Source organism: Paraflavitalea soli, from assembly GCF_003555545.1.
Classification (GTDB): domain Bacteria; phylum Bacteroidota; class Bacteroidia; order Chitinophagales; family Chitinophagaceae; genus Paraflavitalea; species Paraflavitalea soli.
The window spans coordinates 8,220,918-8,240,390 of the sequence record NZ_CP032157.1 but is presented as its reverse complement, the minus strand read 5'-3'; the positions used below and the strand labels follow the sequence as shown (position 1 = coordinate 8,240,390).

Below are 19,473 nucleotides of genomic sequence, written 5' to 3'. Positions count from 1 at the left end.
GATGCCCTGAGATTCCTCATGTGACTGTAATATAGAAGTGTACTTAACTACTTTTTAGGAATGGCGCTTTTGATGGTCTTCGCCAGATCAACCACATCCACATTGATCCTGGCAAACAGGAAGCGGCCATTGAAACCAAACTGGTTGGCGGGAAACAGGAAACGGCCCCTGTTGGAGGCATCCCTCGATGCATTGTAGCCGCCGGCTGCCTTGTTTGCACCGGCAACCGGTGTAGCATAATAGGCAGCAGGATCATTGCGTGGATCAATGTATATCCTGTCTGGGTAAATATCAAACAGGTTATTGGCGCCTACAGTAAGACTCAGACCGCGTGTTACTTTATAGGTCACCACCAGGTCGGTAGTCCACTTGGCATCAAAGGTTTGATCGGTACCCAGTCCTACATCGTTGAAGTAAGCGCCTGTAGAGGGATTGGTGGAGTAAGGGTCCAGGTTGTGTATGTATTCAACCTTTCCAAAACGTACGGTGCGTGCCATAAAGTTCCACTTGGGCAGGTCATAAATGAACGTGATATTGATCTTGCTCTTGGGTTGTGCTACTTCAATACGTGATTTTTGCTGACGGTCGAACAGGCCGGTACTGAGGTCATTGGCCGGATTGGCATTGGGATTGTTCCAGCTGGGGTTTACCTTCGGATCATCGATCACAGAATTGGTATTCAACCCACCTACTACCGTATTCTCATTGAAGTTGGCCGCTACAGATAAATTAGCATTGCCTTTACCCATTTTAAATCTTTCCGTTACCACCACATCAATGCCTTTGGTTTCCGTATTGATGGCATTGGTCCAGAATTGCAGTGCATTTACAGAGGCAGGTACATTGTTCTTCTTCATGATAGAATCGACCAGGTTATTGCTGCGGGCAAACTGGGTAGACAATACTATCCGGTCATCAATTTTAATGAAGTAGGCATCTACCGTAAAGGTGAGGTGGTTACCAATCGTACCTACCACACCTCCGGAAAAGCTGAGGGAAGTTTCAGGCTTCAATTCCTTGATACCAAATGCGTCCCTTACGATGGGATTATAGTTATTGGCAGTTAAGGCTGTAGAAGGCAATCCACCTACAAACTGGGTGGAAGTATTCTGGAAATAACGCTGGTGCAGGGAAGGCGCGCGGAAACCGGTGCTCACCGAACCACGTACGGCAAGGTCTTTATTGATATTGTAACGACCGGTGATCTTACCACTGAGGTTGTCGTAATCGGCTTCAAATTCTTTGTATCGCTCATAGCGAACAGCGCCGCCCAGTATGAATTTATCTCCCTGCAATTCACCATCCAGGTATAGTGCATAGATATTGCGGTGGGCCTTGGTGGAATCAGAAGGACGGAAACCCGGAAACACCTGCGCACCCGGCACTGCGGGCCCACCCGGCGGTGTATAGATCAGTGAAGTACCGGGATAGGAAGGAACCGGCTCGGGCTGGAATCTTCTTCCATTCACCGAAGTGTCCTGCCAGGAGTTTAATTCACCCGGATTGATCTTGTATTGTTCGTAGCGGTATTCAGCACCAAAGGCGATGTTGAGCGAGGTGCCGGCACCTACGGACAATTGCCTTGTTACATCCAGGTTCACCGTATTCTGCAAAAAGCCGAGTTTACCTGCGTAGAACTCTGTTTGCACCAGGCTGCTTGCAGGCAATGAAGCATTGCCGGTGTTCTTGATATCATAGCGGATCGTATTCTGACCCACGGTATTGCTGATATCGAAACTCCAATCACTGACCGGGAATTTAACGCCGGCAATCAGCGATTTATCATCGATGGTGGTATGGATCTGTGGCAGGAAGCCGTCGTAATAATAACGTTGTCCATCCTCCAGTACCGGCTGCTGGCTCCAGGAATTGGGGTTGCGGCTAAAGCCACTGGCAGCACCTGTACGGTGTGAAGCGCCTGCAGTGAAATAAGCTTCTACCTTTTCATGAATGGTGAACCCTGCATTGAGGAAAGCGCCGAGGTTGTTGGCGGAAGAGTTACCCGCTACGATATTGCGACGATCATATTGGCGACTATCGGCAAAGGCTTTGTCCTTATCTATCAGCCAGCGATAATAATCCGTAGGATGAACCCCGGGCGGTATAGCGGCGGCAGGAGGCAATGATCCTGCATTGCCATAATAGATGAGGGGGATATTATCGAGCCCGCTGCGGTTGCTGCCATCGCGTTTCAGCCATTGGCCGCTAAGGTTGATATAAGCGCCATTTTTCCAGGCATACCCTCCGCTGAAGTCGATCTGCCTGTTGAGCCCGTCGGTGATGTCAACACCACCCGCATAGGGCATGGTGGTCACATTTTGTCCGGCCAGACCGGATATATTAAACCCTTTATAGCTTTTCTTCAATACCACGTTGATCACACCGGCAATGGCATCAGAACCATATTGTGCGGCAGCACCATCGCGCAATACTTCAATGCGCTCGATGGCAGCGGCTGGTATAGCATTGAGATCGGTGCCTACTGATCCACGTCCAACGGTGCCATTGATATTGACCAGGGCCGTGGTATGCCGGCGCTTGCCATTCACCAGCACCAGCGTTTGATCAGGCCCCAGGCCACGCAATCCTGCCGGATCGATATGGTCTGTACCATCGGAGATCGTTTGGCGGGCCGATTGGAAGGAAGGCGCTGCATAAGTGAGCAACTGCGATACGTCGGCCTGTGCAAATTGTTTTATTTCCCGGGTGCTGATCACATCCACCGGTACCGCTGTAGACAGTTTACTGCGGGGCTGCCGGGAACGGGAACCAATGACGACCACACTGCCGAGGTCGGCCAGCACTTTCAGAGAAGCATCCTGTTGTACCGTGCTGCCTGCTGCTACCACCACCTGGTAGCGTTGTGTTTCCTGGCCTACAAAGCTGATCAGGAGGGTATAGGAACCGGAAGGCACCCGCAGGGTATAGCTGCCGCTGGCATCCGTTATGGCGCCGCCCTTCTGTCCTTCTATAGCAACAGAAGCGCCGGACAACGGGTTACCGCTGGCGTCTTTTACAATTCCATGAATAGTACCGGTAGTTTGAGCGAAAGTTGTCAGGAAGGTGAGTAAAAAGAATGTAAGAACACTCACCCCACGAATTGGGTAGATAAATTTTCTCATAATCTGGAGTCCGGTTTGTTTTGGTTATATGCGGCCCCATGGCCATACATTTGATATCTGTAAGATAAAATATTTTATTGAATTAGCTTTGGTATTTTTAATCCCCCAATCGAAAAGCGTTATATGAGAAAAAAGAACACCTATATATTACTGGTAGCTGTATGCTTGTATGCCTGTGGTGGCAACCGTGCCATAATAAGTCCTAAACAGGTAAACCCATACCAGTATACTGTACAGAAGAAAGCAACAGGCACACATGGCGCCGTGGTCTCTGCACATCCACTCGCCAGTGAAGCAGGTCTCGCTATATTAAAACTGGGCGGCAATGCCATTGATGCCGCTATTACCACCCAACTCACATTAGCCGTTGTGTATCCCGCTGCCGGCAATATCGGCGGCGGTGGTTTCCTCGTAGCCCATCTGGCTGATGGCAAAGATGTTACGCTGGATTACCGCGAGAAGGCGCCCGGCGCTGCCACCCGCGATATGTACCTCGATGCCAATGGCAATGCCATTACAGCCCTCAGCGTGAATGGCCACCTGGCATCGGGTGTGCCGGGCACCGTGGCCGGCCTGTTCGCAGCCGCAAAATACAGCAAGCTGCCCTTCAGGAAACTCATACAGCCCGCCATCGACCTGGCCGAAAAAGGCTTTGTGATCACAGCCGATGAGGCCAGCGACCTGAACCGTTCCCGCGAAGCCTTTATTAAATATAACACTGTAACACCCGCCTTTGTAAAAGCCAGTCCCTGGAAAGCCGGTGATACCCTGGTACAGAAAGACCTGGCCAACACGTTGAAGCGCATACGCGATAACGGACAGGCCGGATTTTATGAAGGAGAGACCGCCCGGCTCATCGTAGCAGAAATGCAACGCGGCAAAGGCATCATCACGTATGATGACCTGAAGAGCTATGCCGCCCGGGACAGACAGCCTTCCATTTTTGATTACAAGGGATATAAAGTAGTGACCATGCCACTGCCCAGCAGCGGCGGCGTATTACTGCCCCAGATGATGAAGATGATCGAAGACAAACCTATCAAGAGCTATGGTTTCCAGACGGTACAATCCGTACAACTGATGACCGAAGTAGAGCGCAGGGCCTATGCCGACCGCGCCAAATTCCTGGGGGATGTGGACTTCTACAAAGTGCCCATCAAAACACTCACCAGTGATGCGTATGCCAAACAACGAATGAAGGACTATGACCCCAACAAAGCAGGCAGCAGCACTGCCGTGCAGGCAGGCATCGTACCGGAAAGCGAAGAGACTACCCACTTAAGTGTATATGACAGCCAGGGCAACGCCGTAGCCGTCACCACTACCCTCAATGGTGGGTATGGCAGCAAGACGGTAGTAGGCGGCGCCGGATTCCTGCTCAACAATGAGATGGACGATTTCAGTGTAAAACCCGGCGTACCCAATATGTACGGCGCTGTAGGCGGCGATGCCAATGCCATTGTGCCCGGCAAACGTATGTTGAGCTCCATGACGCCCACCATCGTGCTGAAAAACGGTAAGCCTTACCTCGTAGTAGGTACGCCCGGCGGTACCACCATTACCACTTCTGTATTTCAAACACTGGTCAACATCCTGGAGTTTGATATGAATGCCGATGATGCGGTGAACAAACCCAAATTCCACCACCAGTGGTTACCCGATGAAGTGATGGTGGAAAGAGACTTCCCCCAGGCTGTACGCGAAAAGCTGCAGCAAATGGGTTATAAGATCACCGTACGTGGCGCTATCGGCCGCACCGAAGTGATCCGTGTATTGCCCGATGGCAGTTTTGAAGCCGTAGGTGACAAGCGGGGAGATGATCATGCAGCAGGATACTGAAAACAGCTGCGAGCCGCGAGCTACGAGCTGTGAGCTAAATACAGAGAAGCCATTCGAAGCAACAGACTCGCAGCTCGCGGCTCGAAGCTTTCTTCCTAACTTTGTTACAAACAGGTGATCATGTCGAACTCAGTGGGTACAGTATTCTTATCAAGCGCCATTAAGCGCCTGCGTTACTATAAATTATTGGGCGAACGGACCTTTGAACAACTGGAAGAAAAGGATTTCCTCTACCAGCCAAATGCCGCCTCCAACAGCATTGCCATGATCATCCAGCACCTGCATGGGAATATGCTGAGCCGCTGGACCAATTTCCTTACCGAAGATGGAGAAAAAGACTGGCGCAAGCGGGATGAAGAATTTGGCGTGATCCAATACTCCAAAGTACAATTGCTGGACAAGTGGGAAAAAGGATGGGCTTGTTTCCTCGACACCCTCGAATCCCTAACCGAAGCTGATCTCCTGAAAACGATCACCATCCGCCAGGAGCCATTGATCGTGATCGACGCCATCAACCGCCAGTTGGCCCACTATCCCTATCATGTAGGACAAATTGTGTATATCGGCCGTATGCTCAAAGACCAATCCTGGAAAAGCCTGTCGATAGAACCCGGAAAATCAGCCGAATACAATGCCAGTGAGGGGATTAAAGATCCGGCAAATGCGCCGCGGATCTAAAGGAATTTCACGGGCACCTTTCCTTGAATCAATTACGAATACACTGTATTTGCCATATTTCAGGTCTCCTGTTAACCCCATCTTAATGCCGATATTTATCAAATCATTTCAATTCATTGGTACTGAATTTGCTCAGCAATGGGGAATACCTAATTTTACACCCGAATAACGTAGTTTCCTGAGAAAATTTTGGAAAATATCCCGGACCGTGCTGCTGGTGCTGATCGCCCTGATCTTGCTGGCATGGATGGCCATCCAGACTACCCCGGTACAGAACTGGCTGGTACACCAGGTGACCAAACGACTTTCCAAAGACCTCCACACGACCGTTCAGATCAAACATGTAGATTTTGCCTTATTTAATAAAATGCTGCTGGAAGGCACCCTGGTGAAAGACCAGCAACAGGATACCCTGTTGTATGCCGGTGCTGTAAAAGTGAATATCACCGACTGGTTTTTCTTCAAGGACCGGATCGAACTGAAATATATTGGGCTGGAAGATGCCGTGATCCACCTGGAACGACAGGATTCTACCTGGAATTATCGCTTCCTGGCCGATTACTTCAGCGGCCCTAAAAAGACCACCACCCAAAAAGGTTCCGTCAACCTCGACCTGAAAAAAGTAGAGTTTGACAATGTATCCCTCCTGCAAAGAGATGGCTGGCGGGGAGAAGATATGCAGCTGCAGTTTGCTACCTTGAATATCGATGCTGAAAAACTCGACCTCCAGGAGCGCCTGATACGGATCAATAGCCTGCATCTCGATCATCCTGTATTTTCCATCTATAACTATACCGGCAACCGGCCCGATTCCTTACGTCCCAGGTACGTAGAAGAAACCATTGTGAACGATACGGCCCACCTGCGCTGGAATCCCGGCAAATGGAGTATTGCTATCAATGAAGTAACCCTCGAAAAAGGCACGTTTAAAAGTGACCGCCAAACGGATGATCCCCTTGTCTCTTATTTTGATCCCAATCATATCCACTTCAGTGATATCAATGGCACTTTCAAACAGGTAGCTTTTAAGCAGGATTCTATCCTGGTCAACATGCAGCTCAATACAAAGGAGCGCAGTGGATTTATCGTAAAGAAGTTGAATGCCCAGGTGCGGATACATCCGGAAGCGATGGAATTTCATCAGCTTGACCTGCTCACCAACCGGAGCCACCTGCACGATTACTTCGCCATGCATTACAATACGTTTGATGACATGGGCGATTTTATTTCCCTGGTACGCATGGAAGCAGACTTTAACGATGCCGATCTGGACAGTGATGATATTGCCTTCTTTGCACCTGAAATGCAAAACTGGAAAAAGCAGATCCGCATCAGTGGTAAGATAAAAGGCCCCGTTGAGAACCTCACTGCCCGCAAACTGATCGTAGAGGCCGGAAAAAATACCTACCTCAATGGTAATATCAGCATCAAAGGTTTACCGGATATCAACAATACCTTTATCGACTTTGTAGCCAATGATTTCCGGACCACTTATCCCGATGCCATTACCATTATCCCTCAATTAAAGAATATTCAGCAACCAAGAATAGACAAACTGGAATACCTGCAGTTCAGGGGCAACTTCACCGGCTTCATCAACGACTTTGTTACCTATGGAACCATACGTACCGGTCTGGGCACCATCGTGAGTGACCTCAACATGAAGTTCCCGGCCAATGGAGCGCCTACTTATTCCGGTAAGCTGAGAACTGATAGTTTCAACCTGGGCCAGTTTGTAGATATGGCGCAGATAGGCAAGATCAGCTTTAATGGCGGCGTATACGGCCTGGGTATGAAAGCCAATAGCCTGAATGCCAAACTGGATGGCACCATCAGATCACTGGAAGTAAATGGCTATACGTATCAGAACATTATAGTGAAGGGTACGGTGGCCAAGCGCCTCTTCAATGGAGAGCTGACATCTGATGATCCCAACCTGCAATTCCAGTTAAATGGTCTCGTTGACCTCAGCAAGGATATCCCCCAGTTTAATTTCGACGCCAATATTGTAAAGGCCGATCTGAAGAACATTAAACTGTTGAAGGATAGTGTAGAAGTAACCGGTAAGTTCAGGTTCAACTTCAGCGGCGACAATATCGACAACTTCCTCGGTACAGCCCGTGTGTATGAAGCATCGGTATTCAAAAAAGGAAAACGGATCTCTTTTGATTCACTCAACATAGAGTCCAAAACTTTGGGGACCAATAAGGTCATCACCGTACTGAGCAATGAATTTGACGCAGCGCTGGTAGGCCAGTTTTCCATCCGCGACCTTCCCTCCTCTTTCCGCACCTTCCTGCACAAATACTATCCCAGCTATATCGGCGAAGGGCGTACCATGCAGCACGATGAGAACTTCAGTTTTGTGGTCACTACCAAGAAGGTGGATGAATACCTCGACTTTTTTGACAAGAACCTCAATGGTTTTAACTACAGCACCGTTACCGGCCGTATCAATACCAAAGAGAATATGCTGGACCTGAATGCAGAAGTGCCCCAGTTCAGCTATAAGAATATCGCCTTTTACAATGTAGCCCTGAAAGGCACGGGTAACCTGGACAGCCTTTCATTGGAGAACTCCATTGCGGATGTGTACATCAACGACAGCCTGCACTTTCCGGGCTCTACCATCAACATTCACTCGGCCAACGACATTTCAGATATCACCCTCAAAACAAGCGCCAGTCAAACGCTGAACTCCGCCAATGTGGTGGCCCGGGTACAAACCATGCCCAAGGGAGTACGCATTGTTTTCAATGAATCGCACTTTGATGTGAATGGCAAGAACTGGGTGATAGAGAAGAACGGCGAGTTGGTATTGAGTGAAGAGCTGGTAACCGCCGATGGGGTGAAAATATACAGCGGCGACCAGGAAATACTCGTCACCACCCAACCTTCCGATATTGGCAATACCAACGATATCAAAGTAGACCTGAAGAAGATCAACATAGGGGACTTTGCTCCTTATATCACCAAATCCACCCGGCTGGAAGGATTGTTGAATGCAACTGTGGATGTGATGAACCCATTTGGTAAGATACAGGTGGAGATGAACGGAGAGGCCGACCAGTTCAGGCTCGACAATGACTCCCTGGGCAAAATACAATTGAATGCCAACTACAACCAGCGGAGCGGTGCGGTAAACTTTGCAGCGGTATCCAACAATAAGGATTATGTATTTGACATGAAGGGCCTCTACAACCTGCTGGACAGCGCCGACAATCAAACACCGCTGGATATTACCGGCAATTTCCAGGATACCAAGATCAATGTACTGGAGAAATACCTCTCCGGCGTATTTAAGAATATTAGCGGTCTGGCTACTGGCCAGTTGAGGATCACCGGCCCTACCGACAACCTGAAATACCTGGGCAAGGTGCAGTTGCGCGATGCCGCCCTGCGGGTAAACTACACGAATGTATTGTACAAGATACCGGCTGCTACTTTTGATTTTAAAGAAGACCAGATCAATTTCGGTTCCTTCACCATCAGGGATGAATTTGGCAATACCGGCACCGTAAGCCGTGGCATCCTAAAACACCATGGCTTCGATGACCTCGATTTTGATTTTGCGATCAACAGCAATAAAATGCTGGTGCTGGCTACCGACGGCACCGGAAAAGACCCTTTCTTCGGTACCGTGTTCGCCAAGGTCAACATGACCCTGAAGGACAGGCTGGAAGACATGAAGATGGACATCAGGGGCGAGCCTGCTGACAGTTCCAAGCTGTTTATCCGCTCCGGTTCCGGCTCCAAACAAAGTGGCGAAACAGATTACATTGTTTGGAAAGTGTATGGCAGGGAAATGAAAGCAGTGGATGCCTTCAAAGAAAGCAACCTGAGTGTAACACTCGATGTAACGGCCAATAATTACATCAAGATGAATGTGATCCTGGACGAGCTAACCGGTGATGTGATCCAGGCTGTAGGCCATGGCAACCTTAAAATGACCGCCCGTACAGATGGTGAATTCTCCATTACAGGCCGTTATGATATTGACAGGGGTAATTACAATTTCAATTTCCAGTCGGTGTTGCGCAAGCCGTTTACCCTGCGTCCCAATGTGGGCAACTACATTCAATGGCAGGGTGATCCTTATGCAGCTACCATCAAGATAGATGCAGAATACAAAGCCGAGAACGTGCGTTTCAGCGACCTGGGCCTGGATGCGTTTTCCCTGCAATCGGGTTCTAATACAAATGGTGGTATCAATAACAATGTACGGAAGTACCGGGGGGAAGTAATAGTGGTAGCTACCCTTAAGAACAAACTCATGAAGCCCGATATCAGCTTCCAGATAGAAATGCCACAAAATAGTACCCTGAAGAATGATGCCGATGCGTTGGCCATCCTGCAGCGTATCCAGAATGATGAAAATGAATTGAACAAGCAGGTGGCCTTCCTCATTGTGTTCAATAGCTTTGGCCCCTTGTCAACTTCCAATAGTCAGGGTAACCTGGCCAACCTGGCATTTGAAGGAGTGGTGATCAATAGTATCTCGGGCATCCTGTCCAATACATTGAGCAGGCAGTTCTCTAATATCTTCCAGAAGATATTCAACGATAAAAGCATCAAGGTCAACTTCAATGCGCAGATGTACAGCGGATCGAACTTTATTGACAACTCCAACAACAAGCTTAATATCGATCGCACTAACCTCAACTTCAATATTGGTAAAAGCTTCCTCGATGAGCGGCTGACCTTTACCTTTGGCAGTGCACTGGACTTTGGCCTCAGCTCTCAACAGGTACAGGCTACGCAGAACCTGCAATTCCTGCCGGATATCACAGCCGAATGGAAAGTAAGGGCGGATGGTAAAGTGGTATTAACCTTCTTCTACCGGGATTCCTACAACTATATGAGCGGCGTAGGCGCCCGGCAAAACCGTTCCGGCGCCAGCATCAGTTACCGGCACGACTTTGACCGGCTGGGCGATATCTTCCGCACTGAACGAAAAAGGAAAGAGAAAGCTGAAGAAAGACGGGTAAAGGATTCTACCAATGCAACCTCTGCAACGGATAGCAGTAAGTCAGATACAGCAGGCAAGCCGTAAAAAGCCACGAGCTTTGAGCTACGAGCCGCGAGCTAAATACAAAAAGCCCCTTCGTATACAAAGGGGCTCGAAGCTCGTAGCTAGCAGTCCGAAGCTGTTTTCTATCCTTTCAATATTTCGTGACCTAACTTATCACGCTTGGTAGTGAGGTATTTTTCATTGTGTGGGTTGGGGCATATCTCAATAGGCACTGCTTCCACGATCTCCAGTCCATAGCCCAGGAGACCCGCCCTTTTCTTGGGGTTGTTGCTCATGAGACGCAATTTGGTCACATTCAATGCCCGCAGTATTTGTGCGCCGATACCATAATCACGTTTGTCCATCGGGAAACCCAAATGGAGATTGGCTTCTACCGTATCGTATCCATTTTCCTGGAGTTTATATGCTTTCAGTTTATTGACAAGGCCAATGCCCCTGCCCTCCTGGTTCATGTATACAATAACACCCTTGCCTTCTTTTTCCACCATTTCCATGGCCGTGTGCAGCTGATCGCCACAATCACAGCGCATAGAACCCAGGATATCGCCGGTAAAACAGGAAGAATGCACCCTTACCAGTACTGGTTCATCTGGTTTCCACTCCCCTTTTATCAGGGCCAGGTGTTCCATATCCGTGCTCTTTTCCCGGAAAGCGATCAGCTTGAAATGACCGAACTGCGTGGGCATATCTACGCGTACAATTTCTTCAATGAGGCTATCGCGTTTGATACGGTATTCAATAAGGTCTTTTATAGAAATGATCTTAAGGTCAAACTTTTTGGCTATTTCTTCCAGTTCCGGCAGCCGCGCCATAGAACCATCTTCATTCATGATCTCTACCAATACGCCAGCAGGTTCAAAACCAGCCAGTTGAGCCAGGTCTACAGTAGCTTCTGTATGGCCGGCCCGGCGTAAAACCCCACCTGTTTTGGCACGCAAGGGAAAGATATGCCCCGGGCGGCCCAGGTCTTCCGGTTTGGTAGCCGGGTCGATCAATGCCTGTATCGTTTTGGCCCGGTCGTGGGCGGAGATGCCGGTAGTGCAGCCATGGCCCAGCAGGTCGACAGAAACGGTAAAAGCTGTTTCGTGCAGGGCTGTATTATTATTAACCATCAGTCCCAGCTGTAATTCTTCACAACGGGCTTCCGGCAAAGGAGTACAGATAAGGCCCCGGCCGTGCTTACTCATGAAATTGATCACCTCGGGTGTTACATTGCGGGCGGCCGTAATGAAATCACCTTCATTTTCGCGGTCCTCGTCATCTACCACAATGACCATCTTCCCGTTTTTGATATCCTCTATCGCACTTTCTATTGTATCGAGCATGGAGCTAAATTTGACGCAAAGTTACTAATTAAGGTACAAGTTACAAGGTGTTGCTTTCTCCCAATTCCATCATAAGTAATTGATTAATAGTCAACTCTTATCTGGCAACCCGGAACAGCTTACAGAAAGCGTTGCAACCAGTTAGTATAACGCCGGAAATAAGGAAAAGGTTGCTGCGGCACAGGAAGCGCACAACCCATATTATCCCTGTATGAAGATGCAGCACTTTCCCTTCCGTCTTTGCCCTGTAATAGAAGTTTTACAAAAGGCCGGTACAATAGAGTTTGAGGGTTTTTGGGTAGGGATCGCTGGTTGGGAATCGCTGTGAATAACCTGTGTATCCAATTTTAACATTTCCTTTTTATTTCTGTTACATTTGCCGCATCAATCGAAAAAGTAACCTGGATCCCCTTGAAACTCTCCACCGATGCTAGTTTGTCTATGATAGGCAATAAGGTTCCATTTTACCCAGAAACAATGAGTGTTGCTCTATTGCGACCAGAAGTTAATCATTTGATAATGTGACCAGGATCAGTAAGCGAATTAGATCATTGTTTCTTTGCGCCCTGAAATTAAACATGCATATATGAGAAGATCCACACAGATCATTTTGTGTTTTTTGCTGGCGGTTGTCAGCACCATCAACGTGGTGGCGCAGGTCACTACCAGTAGTATCACCGGCGTTATCAAAACCGATAAGGGAGATGCGTTGGTGGGAGCTACTGTGACCCTTAAACATGAACCTACGGGATCCGTATTTACCGTGGTAACAAGAACCGGCGGCCGCTTTGATGTAGCCAACATCCCTCCCGGTGGTCCTTACTCCGTAAAAGTTTCTTATGTAGGGTATTCAGATTTTACCAGAGGGGACATTAATATTCCGTTGGGCGAAAAGTTTGACCTGCAGGCCACGCTGGCCGGTGCAGGTGTGGAATTGACGGCGGTAACCATCAGTGCCGGCCGCAGAAGCAATACCGTCAAGACCGGCGCTTCTACCAACATCAGCAACAGGCTGGTACAGAACCTGCCCAACGTGGCCCGTAACCTCACCAACCTCACCCGTCTTACCCCACAAGCCAACGGCAACAGCTTTGCCGGTATGAATAATCGTTATAACAATATTACCATTGACGGTTCTTTGTTCAACAACAACTTTGGCCGCAGCGGTGATGGTATGGTGCCTGGCGGCGCCTCTTCTGCCATCTCCATTGATGCGGTAGACCAGATACAGGTGAACATTGCACCTTACGATGTACGCCAGTCGGGCTTCGTAGGTGGTGGTATCAATGCCGTTACCCGCCGTGGTACCAATAACTGGTATGGAACTGTGTATGGCTATTACCGTAACCAGGATTTTAACGGTAAAAAAGTAAAAGGCCAGACTGTACCCAATGCCGACCGTTCAAATAAGACCTTTGGCGCCAGCATTGGTGGTCCGATCATTAAGGACAAACTGTTTTTCTTTGTTAACTATGAGCAGGAAGACAGAACACAACCCGGCCAAACCTTTGTAGCCAAGAAAGATGCGGCAGATGCAGGCCCCAACGTGACCGGCGTACTGGCCAGCGACCTGGATAAATTAAAGCAATTCCTGCTCACCGAATATAAATATGATCCAGGTATCTACCAGGGGTATGATTTCAAGACGGACAATAAGAAATTCCTGGGCCGTATAGATTGGAACATTACTTCCAAGCACCGTTTAACCCTCCGCTATACGCAGTCTGAAACCAATGATGATGACCAGATCAACTCAACCAGTGGTCCCATCAACCGTATCAACAGCAACAGCCGTCGTGGTGGCCGCGGTACGGGTGGTTTGAATTTCTCCGGTTCTAACTTCAAGAACAATGTGATCGTAAAATCGGGTGTATTGGAACTGAACTCTAATTTCAGCTCCAAGATAACCAACCAGTTGATTGCTTCTTATACCGACAACCAATTGAAGCGTGTCCCCAACAGTACGGCCGCTTTTGTTGATATCATGCGTGATGCCGACAACGTGTATACTTCATTTGGTACAGATCTTTTCTCTTATCAGAACAGCATCAGCGATAAGGCCCTGAACATTGCCAATAACGTAACCATTAACCTGGGTCAGCATACGGTTACAGGTGGTGTTAGTTATGACTACATGCAATTCGCCAATTCATTTACCAGTGGAGCTGGTCCCTCATACTATCGCTATGCTTCTTTGCAGGACTTCCTGGACAAAAAAGCCCCTGTTCAGTTTACAGTAGCTTATGATCCAACTAACCGTCTTGGCATTAAAGTACCCGAAGCCAAGTTTGCGCAATTGGGTATCTATGCACAGGATGTATGGGCACCTTCCAACAAGTTTAAGCTGACCTATGGTTTGCGGGTGGATCTGCCTTTCTATCCTTATAAGCCTGATCGTAATCCTGCCCTTGAAGGCATTACCTTCAAAGATCCCGATGGCAATGACGAACATTTTGACGTAAGCAAATGGCCTGACCAAAAACCTTTGTTCTCTCCCCGTGTAGGTTTTACCTATGACCCAGAAGGCGATAAGTCAATCATTGTACGTGGTGGTACCGGCTTATTCACTGGCCGTATTCCTTTCATCTGGCTGGTAAACCAGGTAGGTGATAATGGAGTGATCCGGGCTGCATTCATCGCTAGTAATGCTGCAAGCTCCAATCCGAAGCTCGCCGACATCCTTTACAACCCTGACCGGAACACCTATATCCCTGCACAGGGCGATATACCTCCGGTAGGCACCAGCATCCCGGCAGGACGTCCTTCTTATAGCGCGGTAGATAAGGACTTTAAAATGCCGCAGGTATGGAGAAGTAACCTGGCTGTTGACAAACGTTTTGCCGGTAATTATGTCTTCACCCTCGAAGCCATTTATACCAAACAGGTAAATAATGCCTTTTTCCGGAACGCCAACCTGGGAGCACAAAACGGCAACCTGGCGGGTGCAGACAAGAGACCTTATTATAATACCCGGTTGAATGACAATATCAACCAAATGATCGTATTGGATAATACCAGCAAGGGCTACAGCTTTTCGCTAACAGGCCAGATACAAAAAACCTTCGCTAATAACTGGGAAGCTGGTTTAGCTTATACCTGGACATTGGCTGAAGAAGTAGCCATCGGTAGCTCAGACCAAAGCGCCAGCGGTTTCAACACCAACAATATCATCTATAATCCAAACAAACCCGACCAGGGACCATCTAATTATGCCATTCCTCACCGTATTGTAGCCAACGCGTCTAAACGCTTCAATTACTGGGGTGGCAGAACAGCTACCACCATTGGCCTGTTCTACAGTGCGCAACCGCAGGAAAGGTATACTTATCGCTATGGTACTGATATTAACAACGATGGTCAGTCCAACGACATGTTGTACATACCCAAAGATGCTTCTGAGATCAAATTTGTGGAAGGATACAAACCCAGTACCACTAACCCAAGAACCTATACGGCCAAGGAACAAAGCGATGCGTTCTTTGCTTTCATTGAAAGCGACAAATACCTGCGTAAGCACAAAGGTCAGTATATTGAAAAATATGGAGCCTTGCTTCCCTGGTCACACACGCTTGACATCCGGGTATTGCAGGATTTCAATTTCACAGCCGGTGGAAGAAAACACACTATTCAGTTCAGTGTTGACCTGCTCAATGCACTTAACCTGATCAATTCACAGTGGGGTTATCGCTACCAGTATACTTTGGGTACCTTCCAGGATATGGGTATCCTTGGGAAGCCTTCTAACTTCAACAAGGACAATCCTACGTTTACACTTGATGCAGATAATCTGCCTAAATCTGGCTACCAGGCTAACTACTCTACTACCAGCACATGGGGTATACAGTTAGGTCTGCGTTATATCTTTAATTAATCTGAAGATTATATAAAATTAAAAGGGTCGGCTTCAAACGAAGCCGACCCTTTTAATTTTATCCTATTTTGTGCTATTGTTCTTCTCCTTTGCCGCGCCATCCCCATTTCAGGAATACGGGTAAAGCTTTGGCCCAGGTAGGTACATCGTGCTTTCCTTTGGGCAATTGCAGGTAGTACATATCTTTTCCTTCTTTGTATCCCTGCTGCAACAAGGCACGCATCAGGTCGATCGTATCGTCAATGGAATCGATTACGCCATTTTTGTTGCGGTCTTCGGCTTCATCCAACAGGCCGCATTGAAAGAAGAATTTTTGTCCGGGATGGTAGCTACCTTCCCTCACCTGGCGATGCATCATGCGGTGTTTATCGCCATTGTAATCCTTGGCGTCTTTGTCTTTTGAACGCCACCACAAGGAACCGGAGAATACACCTACTTTAGAAAATACTTCGGGATGATTCCATACGATATCCATCGCGCTCAGACCACCGAGTGAAAAACCGGCAAATGCCCTTTCTTTGAAAGAAGTGATCTTATAATGACCATAAATAAATGGCAAAAGCTCTTCTATAACAAAACGCTGGTAAGCTGCTCCCCTGGTACCACGGTCTTTAAAATCGGGGCCTATCTGCATGCCGTATTCATTGAGGCGGTCGTCTCCTGCATGAATACCTGCTACCAAAAGGGGGGTAATCTGGTTGGTCTCTGACAAGTAGCTGATCATTTTATCAAATCCCATCGCTTCCAGGTCCTGGCCGTCATTTACCAGCAGAAGACTAATGTCTTCGGGCCGGGAAATATTGGTTGGCAGGTAAAAATTCACTGTTACAGTTCGTCCCAGGAATTCAGATGGCAATGCTACGGTCTCAACGATGATGCCGGTGCTGATCTCAGTGTGCATATTCCGGCAAAATTAGGGAATTTCGGCACCCCTAACTCACATTTGGTATTTCCCTTTCATTCTGATAAATTTGGTTACTACTCTCCGCACACTTCATTCAACATAAAAAATGAGCGCACATGAAAAAGATAGGTATTCTATTTGGCAAGGAAAGGTCATTCCCCATGGCATTTGTGGAAAGAATCAATAGCAAGGGGGTGAACGGGGTGGTAGCTGAGCCGGTCCGGATAGACAAAGTGATACAAGGCGCTGCGGATGAATATGCTGTGATCGTAGACCGCATTTCACAGGACGTTCCATTTTACCGGGCTTTCCTGAAAAATGCAGCTATTTGCGGCACAGCCGTCATTAACAACCCCTTTTGGTGGAGTGCAGACGAAAAATTCTTCAACAACTGCCTGGCCGTCAAAATAGGCGTACCGGTTCCCAAAACGGTCATCTTACCTTCTTACGAACTGCCCACCGATACATCCGATCAATCCTTCAGCAATCTTACCTACCCGCTCGACTGGGAAGGTATTTTCAATTATGTTGGATTTCCGGCTTACATGAAACCATTTGCCGGCGGCGGTTGGAAGAATGTATACAAGCTGCATGATATGGAAGATTTTTACCGCAAGCATGGTGAGACCGGTCAACTGGTGATGCTGCTGCAGGAAGAGATCATCTTTGATGAATATTACCGTTGCTATTGCATCGGCGGCAAATATGTGCGCATCATGGGGTATGAACCGCGGAACCCGCACCACCTTCGCTATACCCATAATTTCCATCCCAGCCCCGAACGGTTGCAACAAATGGAGGAGATCGTTTTGCGCATCAATCAATACCTGGGTTATGATTTCAACACCGTAGAGCTGGCAATACGTGATGGCATTCCCTATGCTATTGATTTCTGTAATCCTGCTCCGGATGCCGATCTGCCCAGCGTGGGAGAAGACAATTTCAACTGGGTGGTGGAAACATCCGCCAATTACGCCATCGAAAGGGCATTGGCGCATGAACCGAAACGGGATAACCTGACCTGGGGAGAATACATCAAACACAGTGCTGCGAAACTGCCACTTGTGTAGCAGGTTTAATTAGTTTGAAATTTGAGCACTGCTTGCCAATTTTCAAATTATCATATTTTCAAACTATCAAATTAATTAATGTCAAATACAAATTATAAGCAATTTACGCTGGGCATAGAGGAAGAGTACATGGTATTGGATCCCAATACCCGTGAGCTGAAAAGTCATGAACAGAAAATCGTAACAGAAGGCCAGAAAGTGATCAAGGACAAGGTAAAAGCCGAGATGCACCAGGCCGTAGTGGAAGTAGGCACCGATATCTGTCAGAATGTGGATGAGGCCTTCCATGATGTAGCCACCCTGCGTAAGACCATTGCAGGCATTGCGCATCAATTCGGCTTCAGCATGGGCGCTGCCGGCACCCACCCCTTCAGCCACTGGGAAAGCCAGCTGATCACAGACCATATCCGGTACAATGAGATCGTCAATGAATTGCAGGAGGCGGCACGCAGCAACCTCATATTTGGGTTGCATGTGCATGTAGGTATGGAAAGCCGGGAAATGGCCAATCATATTGCCAATTCCACCCGTTACTTTTTACCACATATTTATGCCCTCAGCACCAATTCACCATTTTGGGAGGGCCGGCATACCGGGTACAAGTCATTCCGTACCAAAGTGTTTGACAAATTCCCCCGCACAGGCATACCGGAGACCTTTGATTCCATAGAATCTTATGACAATTACATCAAGCTGCTGGTAAAGACCAATTGCATTGACAATGCCAAAAAGATCTGGTGGGACCTGCGGGTACACCCCTTTTTCAATACCGTGGAATTCCGCATCTGTGATGTACCCATGACCGTGCCGGAAACCATTGCCATTGCCGCCCTGTTCCAGGGCATCTGTGCCAAAATATACAAGCTGCGCAATCAAAACCTCAACTTCATACAATACTCACGGGCCCTGATCAATGAAAATAAATGGCGCGCCAGCCGCTATGGTATTGATGGCCGCCTCATTGACTTTGGTAAGGAAGAGGAAGTAAATGCCCGCGTGCTCATCTATGAGCTGCTGGACTTTATTGATGATGTGGTAGATCCGCTCGGCAGCCGCCATGCCGTCAATTATGTGGCCCGCATGATGGAAGAAGGAACGGGCGCCGACAGGCAGTTAAAGGTATTTGAACAAACACAAAGCCTGAGCAGTGTAGTGGATTACATTCAAAGCCAGTTTCTTAGCGGATTGACTTAATAAACTTAATCACCCCTTTCATAAACACCTGCTGGTCATCCCACATAGACAGGTGGCTGCCATTGGGACAATAGAGGTAATTGCCTTTTTGCACCTGTGTGCTCATCCACTCAATTGATCATATTCATAGAACTCAATGCTTTCCTGTGGGAAGAAGCTTTCAAAACATTCCATGTATTCATGCGTCATGGCCGGTCCTCTATGCAAAAGCAATACTTTCGTAGCGGGATTATTGCCAAATCGTTTGGTCCATACTTTAAAAGTGCCGGCGGGTGTGCGTACCGGTATCATCTTAATACCTGCTACCCGCATTCCTGTATCGCCTGTATTAAAATAGTCGGCTCCGGGTGTTTGGGTAGTATGCTTATTTTAACAGGCGCTGGCAATGAAAAACCATACCAATAACCCGTACACGTAGTATTTATACATGAGGAAAGC

11 protein-coding genes are annotated in these 19,473 nt (G+C 48.0%); 6 read left to right on the top strand and 5 right to left on the bottom strand.

From position 1 onward, the window contains the following. Positions 1-47: 47 nt before the first annotated feature. A complete protein-coding gene (locus D3H65_RS31850) occupies positions 48-3,122 on the bottom strand; it encodes a TonB-dependent receptor (protein WP_119054181.1) in 3,075 nt (1,024 codons plus the stop codon). A 123-nt stretch (positions 3,123-3,245) separates the two neighbouring features. On the opposite strand from D3H65_RS31850, the gene ggt reads away from it, so the two are divergent. The 3 genes from ggt to D3H65_RS31835 all read left to right on the top strand — a co-directional run bounded on the left by ggt (position 3,246) and on the right by D3H65_RS31835 (position 10,692). After that, positions 3,246-4,961, top strand: a complete 1,716-nt coding sequence (gene ggt / locus D3H65_RS31845; protein ID WP_119054180.1) for a gamma-glutamyltransferase — start codon at positions 3,246-3,248, stop codon at positions 4,959-4,961. Between the two features lie 120 nt (positions 4,962-5,081). Beyond that, a complete protein-coding gene (locus tag D3H65_RS31840) occupies positions 5,082-5,639 on the top strand; it encodes a DUF1572 family protein (protein WP_119054179.1) in 558 nt (185 codons plus the stop codon). Between the two features lie 208 nt (positions 5,640-5,847). Further along, positions 5,848-10,692, top strand: a complete 4,845-nt coding sequence (locus D3H65_RS31835; RefSeq protein ID WP_119054178.1) for a translocation/assembly module TamB domain-containing protein — start codon at positions 5,848-5,850, stop codon at positions 10,690-10,692. A 101-nt stretch (positions 10,693-10,793) separates the two neighbouring features. Here the strand turns inward: D3H65_RS31835 and D3H65_RS31830 are convergent, their stop codons facing one another. After that, on the bottom strand, positions 10,794-11,996 hold the full coding sequence (locus D3H65_RS31830) for a bifunctional 3,4-dihydroxy-2-butanone-4-phosphate synthase/GTP cyclohydrolase II (RefSeq protein WP_119054177.1): 1,203 nt from the start codon (positions 11,994-11,996) through the stop codon (positions 10,794-10,796). A gap of 586 nt (positions 11,997-12,582) precedes the next feature. Between D3H65_RS31830 and D3H65_RS31825 the strand changes: the two genes are divergently transcribed. Beyond that, positions 12,583-15,867: a TonB-dependent receptor gene (locus D3H65_RS31825; RefSeq protein WP_119054176.1), complete on the top strand. Its 3,285-nt coding sequence runs from the start codon at positions 12,583-12,585 to the stop codon at positions 15,865-15,867. A 73-nt stretch (positions 15,868-15,940) separates the two neighbouring features. On the opposite strand, the gene D3H65_RS31820 is transcribed toward D3H65_RS31825, so the two are convergent. Then, entirely contained in the window at positions 15,941-16,768 is an 828-nt protein-coding gene (locus D3H65_RS31820) for an alpha/beta hydrolase (RefSeq protein WP_119054175.1), read from the bottom strand. A gap of 119 nt (positions 16,769-16,887) precedes the next feature. On the opposite strand from D3H65_RS31820, the gene D3H65_RS31815 reads away from it, so the two are divergent. Continuing rightward, positions 16,888-17,841: an ATP-grasp domain-containing protein gene (locus D3H65_RS31815; RefSeq protein ID WP_119054174.1), complete on the top strand. Its 954-nt coding sequence runs from the start codon at positions 16,888-16,890 to the stop codon at positions 17,839-17,841. A 78-nt stretch (positions 17,842-17,919) separates the two neighbouring features. Next, entirely contained in the window at positions 17,920-19,035 is a 1,116-nt protein-coding gene (locus tag D3H65_RS31810) for a carboxylate-amine ligase (RefSeq protein ID WP_119054173.1), read from the top strand. Here D3H65_RS31810 and D3H65_RS33465 read toward each other — a convergent pair. Both D3H65_RS33465 and D3H65_RS31805 read right to left on the bottom strand, forming a co-directional pair. Next, positions 19,019-19,141 (bottom strand): hypothetical protein, encoded by a 123-nt coding sequence (locus tag D3H65_RS33465; RefSeq protein ID WP_262707695.1) that lies wholly within the window; start codon positions 19,139-19,141, stop codon positions 19,019-19,021. The genes D3H65_RS31810 and D3H65_RS33465 overlap by 17 nt on opposite strands. Continuing rightward, the gene (locus D3H65_RS31805; RefSeq protein WP_211345580.1) at positions 19,138-19,347 is read right to left on the bottom strand and encodes a hypothetical protein; all 210 of its coding nucleotides are present in this window, start codon (positions 19,345-19,347) and stop codon (positions 19,138-19,140) included. The genes D3H65_RS33465 and D3H65_RS31805 overlap by 4 nt, the downstream gene beginning before the upstream one ends. Positions 19,348-19,473 lie beyond the last annotated feature (126 nt).

Coding starts and splice junctions, on each gene's coding strand:
- D3H65_RS31850 (WP_119054181.1), bottom strand. CDS start 3,122: ATGAGAAAATTTATCTACCCAATTCGTGGGGTGAGTGTTCTTACATTC.
- ggt (WP_119054180.1), top strand. CDS start 3,246: ATGAGAAAAAAGAACACCTATATATTACTGGTAGCTGTATGCTTGTAT.
- D3H65_RS31840 (WP_119054179.1), top strand. CDS start 5,082: ATGTCGAACTCAGTGGGTACAGTATTCTTATCAAGCGCCATTAAGCGC.
- D3H65_RS31830 (WP_119054177.1), bottom strand. CDS start 11,996: ATGCTCGATACAATAGAAAGTGCGATAGAGGATATCAAAAACGGGAAG.
- D3H65_RS31825 (WP_119054176.1), top strand. CDS start 12,583: ATGAGAAGATCCACACAGATCATTTTGTGTTTTTTGCTGGCGGTTGTC.
- D3H65_RS31820 (WP_119054175.1), bottom strand. CDS start 16,768: ATGCACACTGAGATCAGCACCGGCATCATCGTTGAGACCGTAGCATTG.
- D3H65_RS31815 (WP_119054174.1), top strand. CDS start 16,888: ATGAAAAAGATAGGTATTCTATTTGGCAAGGAAAGGTCATTCCCCATG.
- D3H65_RS31810 (WP_119054173.1), top strand. CDS start 17,920: ATGTCAAATACAAATTATAAGCAATTTACGCTGGGCATAGAGGAAGAG.
- D3H65_RS33465 (WP_262707695.1), bottom strand. CDS start 19,141: ATGAGCACACAGGTGCAAAAAGGCAATTACCTCTATTGTCCCAATGGC.
- D3H65_RS31805 (WP_211345580.1), bottom strand. CDS start 19,347: ATGCGGGTAGCAGGTATTAAGATGATACCGGTACGCACACCCGCCGGC.